Origin of the sequence: Thermococcus sp. LS1 (assembly GCF_012027395.1) — an archaeon.
In the GTDB taxonomy this organism is placed as follows: Archaea; Methanobacteriota_B; Thermococci; order Thermococcales; family Thermococcaceae; genus Thermococcus.
Window position 1 is genome coordinate 429,136 of record NZ_SNUJ01000001.1, and the last position, 11,230, is coordinate 440,365.

The window sequence follows — 11,230 nt, forward strand, 5'->3', positions numbered from 1 at the left end:
ATCAACCACCACTCACCGGAGGGAACAGCGCTATCGTGTCACCGTCTTTCAAAACCTCGTCGAAGCTCACATAGCGCCCGTTCCGCGAAACGTTGACGTCGGCCAAATCGTCGTCCTCCGCGAAGACCTCGTTTTTGAGGACCGGGTGCCTTTCTTTGATGATATCGATGAGCTCTCTAACCTTTATCCCATCCGGAACCTCCAGCTCCTCCTCACCAGTGCCAACAAGGGAGCGGAAGCGGGCAAAGTACTTGACCTTTACCTTCATCTTTACACCACCGAAGGAGTTGGGAAACGGAAGTTAAAAAGGGTTGCTGGACAAGGAACCAAAGTTCCAACTCCTTGGACATTAAGCTATGTCCATTACTGGATGGAATGTCCCCATCTTCATCGTAAGATCATACCATCTTACCACCAAATTCAAATCTCTCCAAGTTAAGCGTTAATGTCGTCTGCTCTTTCAGCTTGAAATGTACAGTACACTGAGCTGAGCCACCTAGACCAACAACTGCAGGGCATGTCATCGTCGGCTTCACCGGTCCGGGTTGGATAACGTTGATTTTTGCGTTTTGTAAGAGTAAAGTGCTAGAACTGAGTAGGCTAGATAAACCACGCCCAATGCAATTCCAGCATTTGCTGAATCAAGCTTCCAGTAAACCATTGCAAAAGAAAGCAGGGATAAACCGATCAGATAAACCACAGACCATGCGGGACTTTTCGAGATTTTGCCAAACAGCCTTTCCCCGACTTCCTCCTTTCTTTTCCCCACCAGCAGTATAAAAACAAATGCTCCGATGTATCCAGCGGTTTCATATACCAAGCCGAGAACCAGCAAGATAGTCATGGTGGTCGCCATAGAAAGCACTGGCACAGTCCAGTTCCTCCAGCCCTTGGGGATTTCAGCTGCCATAATTTTATAGGCAAGCACAACAATAAAAGCAAAGTTGATGATAAAGTAAACAAGGAAGATATCCACCAGACTCATTGGCATCACCCAAAATCACCTACTATCAAATCGTTACCCGTTATATCGTCTTTTGAACTTCCGGAGTTTTCTTAGGGATTTAATCGTGTATGCCGTGTGTAGTGTGATGACGCCATAGGACACCAATAAAAATTGCCAAAAAAGTGGAGTCGGGGAATTCAAAATAACCCCACGGCATTTTTAACTACCTCCCCATTTGAAATGGGAACGCTGTGTCTCTTTAAACACTTCTTTTGAGTTTTCAAGGATTTTTGAGACTTTATCTGCGTTTCCAGTTTATATTTATATCGTCTAGCGGTGCTAGAAGGTAGAGTACCACAATAAAACCTGCGAATATTAAGAAAACTATGTGAAGGACACCGAGTATCGCCAATAATGAGGCTCCCTTGAATGAGTCAGTAACAAAAAATACTAACCACACAAACAGATATGCAATAAAAATAATAGCAAGAAAATCTCTTGGGATTTTCTTCATCTCATCACCCCCCAATTATCAAATTGTTATCACCAGGGTCATTTGGAGGTATAGGATCGAAGAGTCCGACTTTTAGTTCATAAAGCCAGAGCCCAACTAGAGTTGCAGGAATGCCAGCCAATGCACCCTCTCCTGCCGCTATAAAAATTCCCATTGCTGTTATCTCTTCAGTAGTTAGGCAGTATCCTGCAACCCCAACTATAGCACCTGCAGTTTCACTAATTGCAAATTCTGTTGATACTTGAAGTCCCGTTAGGTCTCTGGGATTCATTTCTATCACGTACATCACTGGCTCGTTTAGGATTAATCTGTGTGCCTTTTTAATCAACTGGTATTAGCAGATAGGCAACTAGTATTAGTCCAGCAAATATGAGAAAGACGAAGTGAACTCCAAATAAGACTTCAGGGATACTTGTATTTCTAAATCCGTCTGTGTTTATCACTGCAATGAACCATACAAAAATATAAAGAATAATAAGCCACCTAAGAAGGATTTTAGGGATCTTAAGTTTCATGACTCATCACCTACTATTAAATTATTGTCTCCAGGATCACTCGGAGGTATCGGCTTAGTTCTTCATAGGCCAAGTAAATCCAAAATCCAATAATGGAACCCAGAGAAACATATGCGCTCAAAGCCTCCATTCCAGCGGCTGTAAGAGCTCCCGCTAGGGTAGCTTCCTCATTTGTAGTGAAGTAAGTTAAAGCTCCTGCTATCCCGCTTCCAATACCAACTGCGATTTCTTTTTCAGGCAATGAAAGATCACCAAGATCCCTTGGGTTCATTTTTACCACGTACATCACCGGTTCTTTCAGCCGGTTTAAGTAGGCCTTGATTGCTATTGGCGTTCCAGGGTTTATGTCACTTAAGTCCACCGGCACTCTCTTCTCATTACCCGTTACATCGTTTTTGAGCTCCGCGAGTTTTCTGACTTCTATGAATCTCCCTAAGGAGCTTGAAGGAATACCCGAAGTAAAGAATTGCTATTGCAAAGTAGATGGCCGAACCAATGGAGAACTCTTTTTTGAGGAGGGTAATGAATGCTGGAATCAGGATGTACACTGTTGCCAGTATGCCTGCCAGCATGTAATCATGTTTGGAAAATCTCCTTACCTTGAGTGGATCTCCTTTGAGGTTGCCGGTTATGTATAGTACTCCCACAGTTAGAACTGTAAAAATAATTGCACCAATGAGAGGGTACCTGAGCATTACATGGAAGGTAAACACAAGCGGTAGGTAGTACCCTGGAAGTATAATCACCCAAGTGTAAATTTTTGTAATCCCCTCTGGAGATCTATAAATAACGTCTTTGTTGCCGACTAACACTGCCAGCGAGAGCAAGAGGAATGGAGCTATGACAATTAAAAGAAAGGAGGAGAAGCCTTCGAGACTAACGGTCACTTCAACCACCTCCATATAGCTCTTAGAGCGGAAGGAGCTGGAGTGCCCGCAAATTTGTCAACATATGTTCTGTAGATAGGTTTCCCAAAGTAGTAGTTCGCTAGCTCGTCATTCATTGCAATCCTCACGGTTAAGTCCTCCTGCATGTTCCTCCCACAAGCCTCCTATAATGGTATAACAGGATTATAGATGTAGGCACTTTACACATTTTAAGTACTCCCCAATTCATTTTGTAGTGCCTGAGTCATCTTGATGGCATAGTGAATCATCACGAACACAGCAAATCCAAAGAAGAATCCCATGCCGAGCACGAGATAGTCCACTTTGTAGGCTTGATTCACAAACGCCCATAATATTACATACGACGCTATATATTGAAGTTCCCGTCTCTTCCTGAAGGCATAGAATGCTAAAGACAGGAGTATCATCCCCGTCACTATGAGAAGCTTGTTTGATATGCCAAGACACGCCAACAGTGAAAGGGCAAAAACAATGGTATTGATTTGTTTATCCCCAGCTCTATAGTACCTCATTGAGAGTAGTGGAATCAAAATGATCAAACCAACCAAAAGCCAAGACACGGGACTCCTAACAGCGTATACAAATGGATAGAACCCAAAAATTGGTAGCACATCGCTCACCCATTTTATATCTTCTTTTCTATTCTTTGCCAGATAATAGCCAGCAAAGAGGAAGGGCAGGATCACTGTTGAAAACAGAGCTCCAGCAGCTATCCCATCTTCTCTACCGGAGACTGCTACCATTATCTGAAGCGTGGAGATCATTAAAAGTCCAGGAAAAATAAGGGGAAGAGAAACTTGCATCCTCGGTCTCATAACCGCCCCTCCTCTTGTTGTGAATCAACTCTCAGATATTTTCCTTGTTGTTTCTTCTGATCTTAATAGGCAATATAACACGAAAAGGGAATATGTCAGAGAGAGTAGGGGGTATTTGTAATATAGTATCCACGCGAGGCAGATTAATAATATATAATATATAGTGATTAATCTTGCAACTTTATTGGGTTGTTGTCTTGTTATGAAGTGTATTGCAATTTCAATTGCTATAAATATCGTTATTGTGTAAATTACAAAGGACTTTAACCCGGAACTCAGAGCAAACACTTTAATAACAATTAGGAACATGAAGGGATAAAGGAGGAGGTCATTAAGATTGTACCATGTAGGCATCTTTTTGCTTGGAGTTGCCAGAAACATTCCTACAGTCCATAAAAATACGCCAATGAAAGTGTATCCCCACCATTCAGAGTCGTTGACTTTGACTTGATATGCTGAATACAAGATTACCAAAATATTAATAAAGAGGGAGAACTTAAAGACCTGAAAAGGATTCCTCATGCTGTCATCCCCCTATCACGTTGTTGTTATCTTCATCTGAGGGTGTCGGTGCTCTGAGCCAGTTTATAACATCTCTTGCAGTTAAAAGCCAACCAACAATCCCAAGTACTTTTGATCCCACTACTGCCGCTTTTCCTAAAGATCCGCTGACCACGGTCTCCAGTTGTCCCATATGTTCAGCTGCTTTCTCGAGCACAGACTGAGCAATACCCCCTACTTCTACTGCAGTCTCAACTTTCTCACCAAGCGAGGAAGATTTATCGGTTATTTCAATTATATCACTGGTTATAATGCCATCACTGAAGACTGCTCTAATGAGGTAGGAGTATCCTACAAGTCTGTCACTATATGATCCCCACCCAAGTGGCTCCTTCTCAAAGTAATAATCTGCTAGTTCGTCGTTTATATCTATGGTTATTGTCAAGTCCTCTCGCATGTTCGTTGGAGTTAGGGTTACGGTTTGCTTGTTAACAACAACGCTACTTGGCCCATTAGGCCACACTTTCTTACCCCCAAAGGCAACCTCTTCAAGGTTCAAAGTCACGGTATCGACACTCTTCAGTTCAAAGTGGACAGTGCAAGTAGTGGACGAACCCAGCGAAACCACCGCTGGCTTGCACTCCATGCTTGCCTTAACTGGCCCGTCCTGCTTGATGTTGATTTTTGCACTTGCCAGTGTCTTGCCCCCAACCTTTAAGTACAGGGTAGTGGCCTGACCGACATTGTTGAAATCCGTCCACTCACTCATTGTTTTGTCAGTGATTACAATTTTATTTAGCAGTGTCCATACGGATACGTAAGTCATCGTTCCGGAGTAGTGGTCAGCGGTGATTGTCTTTGCATTCGTTCTCATCTCGCTCCTGAGTGCCTCCTTTATCCTAAGTTTTAACCTGTGATTTCTGGCATCTCTTATTTATCCATCGGTATGTGAGCCCAATTAAGCCTGTTGTAAGAGGGAAGAGTGACAAGAAGAATCCTATGGAATCCTCAACCAGCGGAAGGTTAGGCAACCCGCTGAGGGCAAAATACCCTACGAAAAGGGCAAAAAGTTGTCGGGATTTACCCTTAGCACCTGAGAGCTTGGTATAGCCGATTATATACTGTGTTATCCTACCTCTGTAACTCTGAGAATTTAACTGCTTACCAGTCCAGCAAATTGATAACATGAGTATGAACGCCACTGCAGAACCCGCTATTGTCCTGATGGCGCTCCATAACCCAAAGTACTTAGTCTGCAAAAATAAAGATAGAAAAATCAGAGAGCCAAAGACAAACCTGGGGCTAGTTTCACTCCTCATTTTCTATCCCCCTTTACGTGTGTTCTAAGATAACTGGCTTGATGAATGTATTCCAGAGTATCGGCCACAGATCCGTGCTTAGTTTAATATTGACACTCCTACCGAAGACTGTCACTGTTCCAATGTTGTAGCTTATCACAGTATCTGGATCGAAAATAGCCATTCCTCCGCTGAGTATGTAGTCCGCCGCAACGGTCTTACTGTCCATTTCTACTTTCACCCCGTATCGAATGTTGCCAGTGAAATGCAACCATGCATCTTGAATTCAAGTTTGTAGCCCAGAGTGTACATTATATATCCACTGTGCTCGGATCGTTGTTTTTAATCACTACCTCCGTGGCATCAGCAACACTGACTGGAACCCAATTGCTAATTTCCATTCAGGAGTTTAAATGTAACCCATATAATCTCGCCTCTGCTTCATTATTTCCTCTCAAGTTCCCACTCATAAATTGTTCCCCCTATTGCGATAAAGGTTAGGAGATATATGAGATTCAATGGAGCAGGAACCGCTATATAGACGAGTATCCCAATTGAAATAAAAACCGTAGGCAAGAGCATGATACTGTGATCCCTTAATATTCTTATGGTATCTCTGATTTTCTCTTCTGTCCTGCCAAAGAGTACAAGGATAAAAATCCACACAGCGACACTAACAAAAAACTGTATACCTGTGCTTGAAAGTGCTGCTCCTATGAAAAGAACAGAGACACCTATTATCATGAACAATAGGTACCAAATCTTATCCTCAAACGATATTCTCTTTTCATTAAGAACTTCTCGAACGAAATGATAATAATAAACGCCCCAGAATATCCCGGGGAGTAAATACAGTAAAGCCGTGTTCATACTGCCCAATTGGAGTCCCTTATAAAAAAGATACAAAGAGGAAAGTACTGCCAAAAACCTAAAGGCTTTGGAGATCCACATCTTCCCTACCCTCCCACAATATTGTTTCCGTCATTTCCTGTGTTTGGTGTCGGAGCAAACAGCCAGTCATGAAGATCCGTTACTAGGAAAAATCCACTGACAAAAACCATTGCTCCATTGACGACTTTCCCGTATTTTCCAGCTACTGTTACAAACTTTTTACCTGCGCTAGACAATCTTGTAACCTCTGAGACGATAGCTTTGCCCTTAGTTGCGACATCTACTGCTTCATCAAATCCAGATTGCTCAGCCACTGCAAACACATCGCTAACAGTTACTCCATTGCTGAATTTTGCCTTAACAAGATACGTGTACCCTGCAAACTGGCCAACAAAGCTCTCCTTGAAAATATACCTGTCAATCGGATCCCAAGGCCTCTCTCCAAAGTAGTAGTTTGCCAGCTCATCATCTATGTCAATTGTTATTGTCAATTCTCCCTGCATGTTCATGGGGGTTAAAGTTACGCTCTGCTCACTTACGATAACACTACTAGGTCCGTTCGGCCACACTTTCTTGCCTCCAAAGTCAATCTCTTCCAAGCTCAGCGTGACAGTATCAGCACTCTTAAGTTCAAAGTGCACAGTACATTGGGTTGGCTTGCCCAGTGGAACAACCGTAGGCTTGCACTCCATGCTTGCCTTAACTGGCCCAGGTTGTATCACGTTGATCCTTACACTCGCGAGTTCAACGCCATTGACTTTTAAGTGCAGAGTAGTGTTTTGAGTTAATCCTTTAAAGGTAGTTTCTTCACTCATAGTTTTGCCCGAAGCGATCGTTAATACTCCATTGATCAGTTTATAATCGTTTTCCAATATTGCGCAAGGCCATGTTTCAGGGCCAAGCAATACGTAATCTCTTTCCGGCCACCAAACAGCCCCAGAATCATCAACCAGGGCAATTTCTCCCTGGTAGAAACACGAAGCTGAACCAATATTCTTCACAACAATGTGCACGCTAACGTTGCCACCGGCTTCTACTGGATTGGGATAAACTTCCAGATATCCAATCAGGGGCAAATCTGGATGTCCAACCTGGATAGGCTTTGTTTCACTGTCTTCTGGATTCCAGGGATCATCTGAGCCGATGTTTCTTGACCAGGCTTCTATCTTTACAGTATACTCGCCCCCTGGGAAGTCATCCGGAACATTCCAGATAAGGATCACTCCCGAGGAACTACCTGCAGCAACAGTGGTCTCAACGACATTAACGGTAGTCCCATCGACTTCTAATTTAACCTTCACAGACTTGTCTACCGAATACGTATTCACCAAATCCACATCAAATTCAACGGAATCCCCAAGACGAGCCGTACTTGGCCAACTTGTTGGAACAACATCAATCATCTTCACAACAATGGGATCCGTGGAGTCACTCTCCTCCACCGTCACGCTTCCGCTGAAGCTTTTTGTGTACTGGTCGAAACTGCACTCTCCAGTGTACGTGAAGGTTCCGGACCAGGCATAATGAACACTACCAAAAGTTTCCGTTGCACTCCCACCCACGGGAGCGTTAACGCTAACGCTAAAACTCCTCGTGCTCGTGTCGCTACTGCTTATTGGGTACCTCACATCAATCCGGCAGACTCCTGCAACATTAGCATTATTGTCATTCTCCACCACAACCTTAAAGGTAACGTCCTCGCCTGCCGTGACGGTCCCATCACCATTCTCATCATAAGTCTCAATGCTTACGTAAATCTTACTGGGATCAACGCCCTCATCCAGCGTTATCGTCTTTGAGTAACTCTTGGTTATCTCACGCTCGTCATTAGCCGGACCAACACTGTTCGGCGTTGGGCCAGAACTGGGAGTGTACGTTATCTTAACAGTTCCGCTCACCGTCACTTGACCGCTACCATACACCTTTCCACTGACGGCACTTTCCACTACAAGGCTATCATCAGGATACAAGAAGCCCACAGACTTGGAGTCACTCAACTCAGTTCCCTGAAACTCTGCATTTACGTTTGAGACTGCGTTATCCTCAACATGGAGATAAACTACAACCCTGTAGGTGACGTAATCAGAAGTTACCTCAACCACTTCCACATCAACGCTGTCAACCACTAAGCGTCCTTCCTCGTTGTTGGGATCAAGGGCCAACAGTGTAATCTCATCGGGCTGAGTTGTGGTAGTGGTGCTTTCTGGGAGTGTAGTGGTTGAAAGCGTGCTCGTGCTTTCAATGGATGATGTAGTGGAGGAGTCAGGCAGCAGGATTGGCTCTGGTGGAGAAGGTATTATCGGGTCTTTAATTATGGGATCAATAGGTTCTATCGGTTCAAGGGGAGTTACACTTGTGCTACTCTCAATGACAATGACTTTCAAGGCTTCCCTTAACTCTGCGACTTTCTGGTTAAGCATCCAGTCTAATTCAACGTTGGCATTACCGTAGTTTCTTGCCTTCACCAGCGTGTAAACGTTGCCGATAAGCTCGTAAGCATTAAGCGCGTTAGGCCAGTAGTACGTCGTCTTAGTGGTGACTATTCCGGTAGAAGTCACTGAAGTGGAAGTTGCAGTGAAAATAAGACCACCATCATTAACCCAAGTGACGCCTCCAACTTCACCATTCGCCGTGATAAGCGATAAGTCCTTGTAAAACATTAAGCTAGTACTCGTGCTCTGGTCAGTTAGCAGCTTATAAGCAGCTCCTCTCAAGCTTTCAATGGCTGGCTCCATTTTCTGATAGTCTCTTTGATAATACCCCACATAAAACAACACCCACGGGTTAGCTAGAACTGGGTTTATCAATTCTCCATTGTTCGCCGTCGGAGCTTCAGCGGGCTGAGTCCACTTCCATTTCTCCAGCGCCCAAGCCTCGTAGTGATTATATTTAAAACCAACTTCAATAAATGCCATCGAGAAGTCTTTGAGGAAAGCAGTCATATTGAAGTCCTCAGTAATGTTCCCCCATCCTGGACAATATACTCTTCCAAAGCCTGAATCTGCTCGTCAGTCCAGTTCTCAGCCTTTAGGGCCCCTATAGTCTCCTGTGGAAGGCCGTTCTCACTAACGTTTTGCGCCATCTCCTGGAGTTCTTCAGCAGTATAATACGTTTTGACCCCAGAGGTTTTCAGCTCTTCCAAAGCCTGCCAGATTAAGGCTGAAATGTTCGCAGCATTATCCGCACCAAGGCGAGAATTCTGAATTAACTCTGGAGCAAGACTGAGGTTGCCGTTTTCAATGCCAACCACAAGCTCTGCCTCCCGGTTTAGGATGTCCCAGAATGTCTCATAGGGATCGCTGGTCGTTGCTGCTGCCACGTAGTTACTTGACATTCCAGCACTTACTGTCATGCTCAAAATCAGTATTACTAACCACAGTCCCAACGTCTTCCTCACGAGAGCTTCACCAAAATACTAAGGTTAATTGAAATTTAAAAGCCTTTTCTATCCAAATTTTGCACACCACTAAAAATAGTACACGAAAAATCTGAAAGAGCACTCATCACCACGGCACGCTCTTCCAGCCCATTTTGTAGGCGAAGTAGTTGGCCCCCCAGTGAACGAAGGGCGAGACGACGAGGAGGAAGATTATCTGGCCAGAATCGAGTGTTTTGACTGGATAAGCAAAGGCCAGCGCTGAAATCAGGAAGCCGAGCTGGTCGAGACCTATCGCCGGAGAGCCACGCGGAAGATCTATCCTCCTCTTGAAGAAGCTCCCGACCAAATCGCCAAAAAGGGCACCGAATGACAGCAGGAACGCAAGAAGAAGGGCCTTCTCAAGTGAACCGTAGAACTCAGGGGTAATGAAGTACTGGAGAGCGCCAACTGCAGTTCCAATTGCAACTCCTCCGATTAAGCCGCGCCAGGTTTTACCGTCCCCGAAGACCCTCCGCCCGTCTTTCCAGTACCTGCCGCCGTCTATCGGCCTCCCACCGCCGACCAGGACGGGCGATGCATTGGCAAAGTAAGCGGGAAGGATATACCAGAATGCCCACAGTAGCGATGACAGCGACATTCCTCCACCCCGATTTGACTATCAACGGCTGGTTTTAAAGCTACCGCCCAAGCTTTTCCTCCAGACACTCAAGCAATGCCCTGAGGACTGCATCTTCGTCGTTCTTGAGGAAGATGTTAACTATCTTTTCGGTTATAGCGTTTCTCTCGAGCGCAAATTCAATCCTCTCCTTTATTCTCTGCGCTTCCTCACTTTCATCCCCCTCTATCTCCTTCAGGGCCCTTAAGAGGTTTTCACGGGTCTGTCTAACGTCCTCCTCTATCTTCCTGTAGTAGGCCTCCCTGCGCCATTCCCGAATGTTTTTTATGGCCTTGAAGTAGGCCTTTTTGTCGCCGGGCTTCTTAATTCTCTTTACCAGCCCGATGTTTTCGAGAAGTTTCAGTGCGGTGCTTACGTGAGAGAGGGAATAGCCCGTCTTTTCAGCAATCTCTCTCAGGCTCATCGGCTCCTCCTCAAAAAACAAAACCCCGTATATGTAGCCGTAAAGCTCATTCAGACCGAACCTCCGAGCGGTGTTGGCAAAATGTTCCATTATAATCCTCTTGGCCTCTTCCACACCCAACTCTATCCCCCCTAGATATCAGTGCCCCTGTATAAAAGAGCGAGACCGCTTTTTATTACGTTCCACCTAAACCTCGCAGACATCAGAGCTTCCTCACCCCAATCTCGACAGTGCCATCGTAGTCCCCGCAAGTTGCGTGGGCTCCCTGACATTTTTGGGAGCACTTCAACGACTCCCCTGCTGGGAAGAGTCGCCGCCAACACTGGGGTCATCATGATGACCTCCAAAAGCTTTTTAAGTTCACGATATATAAAACTTTCGGAA

Annotated in this window: 17 protein-coding genes; all 17 read right to left on the bottom strand. The window is 44.8% G+C overall.

Features of this window, described 5'->3' with window-relative positions:
• Position 1: 1 nt before the first annotated feature.
• Positions 2-268 (bottom strand): ubiquitin-like small modifier protein 1, encoded by a 267-nt coding sequence (locus E3E26_RS02410; RefSeq protein WP_167899740.1) that lies wholly within the window; start codon positions 266-268, stop codon positions 2-4.
• A gap of 130 nt (positions 269-398) precedes the next feature.
• Positions 399-536 (bottom strand): hypothetical protein, encoded by a 138-nt coding sequence (locus E3E26_RS02415; protein ID WP_167899741.1) that lies wholly within the window; start codon positions 534-536, stop codon positions 399-401.
• Positions 533-991: a hypothetical protein gene (locus E3E26_RS02420; protein ID WP_167899742.1), complete on the bottom strand. Its 459-nt coding sequence runs from the start codon at positions 989-991 to the stop codon at positions 533-535. Before E3E26_RS02420 ends, E3E26_RS02415 begins: the two co-directional genes overlap by 4 nt.
• 253 nt (positions 992-1,244) lie before the next feature.
• On the bottom strand, positions 1,245-1,460 hold the full coding sequence (locus tag E3E26_RS02425) for a hypothetical protein (RefSeq protein ID WP_167899743.1): 216 nt from the start codon (positions 1,458-1,460) through the stop codon (positions 1,245-1,247).
• Between the two features lie 4 nt (positions 1,461-1,464).
• Positions 1,465-1,746 carry a hypothetical protein gene (locus E3E26_RS02430; RefSeq protein WP_167899744.1) on the bottom strand — a complete coding sequence of 94 codons (282 nt, stop codon included), beginning with the start codon at positions 1,744-1,746 and terminating at the stop codon, positions 1,465-1,467.
• A 245-nt stretch (positions 1,747-1,991) separates the two neighbouring features.
• Complete coding sequence (locus E3E26_RS02435) at positions 1,992-2,336, bottom strand: hypothetical protein (protein WP_167899745.1); 345 nt, start codon at positions 2,334-2,336, stop codon at positions 1,992-1,994.
• 16 nt (positions 2,337-2,352) lie between these two features.
• Complete coding sequence (locus E3E26_RS02440; protein WP_167899746.1) at positions 2,353-2,862, bottom strand: hypothetical protein; 510 nt, start codon at positions 2,860-2,862, stop codon at positions 2,353-2,355.
• A gap of 209 nt (positions 2,863-3,071) precedes the next feature.
• On the bottom strand, positions 3,072-3,698 hold the full coding sequence (locus E3E26_RS02445) for an LPXTG cell wall anchor domain-containing protein (RefSeq protein ID WP_167899747.1): 627 nt from the start codon (positions 3,696-3,698) through the stop codon (positions 3,072-3,074).
• Between the two features lie 24 nt (positions 3,699-3,722).
• The gene (locus E3E26_RS02450) at positions 3,723-4,220 is read right to left on the bottom strand and encodes a hypothetical protein (RefSeq protein WP_167899748.1); all 498 of its coding nucleotides are present in this window, start codon (positions 4,218-4,220) and stop codon (positions 3,723-3,725) included.
• 4 nt (positions 4,221-4,224) lie between these two features.
• The gene (locus E3E26_RS02455; RefSeq protein ID WP_167899749.1) at positions 4,225-5,073 is read right to left on the bottom strand and encodes a hypothetical protein; all 849 of its coding nucleotides are present in this window, start codon (positions 5,071-5,073) and stop codon (positions 4,225-4,227) included.
• A 25-nt stretch (positions 5,074-5,098) separates the two neighbouring features.
• Positions 5,099-5,518, bottom strand: a complete 420-nt coding sequence (locus E3E26_RS02460) for a hypothetical protein (RefSeq protein ID WP_167899750.1) — start codon at positions 5,516-5,518, stop codon at positions 5,099-5,101.
• A gap of 13 nt (positions 5,519-5,531) precedes the next feature.
• Positions 5,532-5,726 (bottom strand): hypothetical protein, encoded by a 195-nt coding sequence (locus E3E26_RS02465; RefSeq protein ID WP_167899751.1) that lies wholly within the window; start codon positions 5,724-5,726, stop codon positions 5,532-5,534.
• Positions 5,727-5,941: 215 nt separating this feature from the next.
• Positions 5,942-6,367 (bottom strand): hypothetical protein, encoded by a 426-nt coding sequence (locus E3E26_RS02470; RefSeq protein ID WP_167899752.1) that lies wholly within the window; start codon positions 6,365-6,367, stop codon positions 5,942-5,944.
• Between the two features lie 86 nt (positions 6,368-6,453).
• Positions 6,454-9,330 (bottom strand): hypothetical protein, encoded by a 2,877-nt coding sequence (locus E3E26_RS02475; RefSeq protein WP_167899753.1) that lies wholly within the window; start codon positions 9,328-9,330, stop codon positions 6,454-6,456.
• Complete coding sequence (locus tag E3E26_RS02480; protein WP_167899754.1) at positions 9,327-9,722, bottom strand: hypothetical protein; 396 nt, start codon at positions 9,720-9,722, stop codon at positions 9,327-9,329. The genes E3E26_RS02475 and E3E26_RS02480 overlap by 4 nt, the downstream gene beginning before the upstream one ends.
• 169 nt (positions 9,723-9,891) lie before the next feature.
• Positions 9,892-10,404 carry a CDP-2,3-bis-(O-geranylgeranyl)-sn-glycerol synthase gene (locus tag E3E26_RS02485; RefSeq protein WP_167731263.1) on the bottom strand — a complete coding sequence of 171 codons (513 nt, stop codon included), beginning with the start codon at positions 10,402-10,404 and terminating at the stop codon, positions 9,892-9,894.
• A 40-nt stretch (positions 10,405-10,444) separates the two neighbouring features.
• Positions 10,445-10,966, bottom strand: coding sequence for a GbsR/MarR family transcriptional regulator (locus E3E26_RS02490; protein WP_167899755.1), 522 nt, complete (start codon positions 10,964-10,966; stop codon positions 10,445-10,447).
• Between the last annotated feature and the right edge of the window lie 264 nt (positions 10,967-11,230).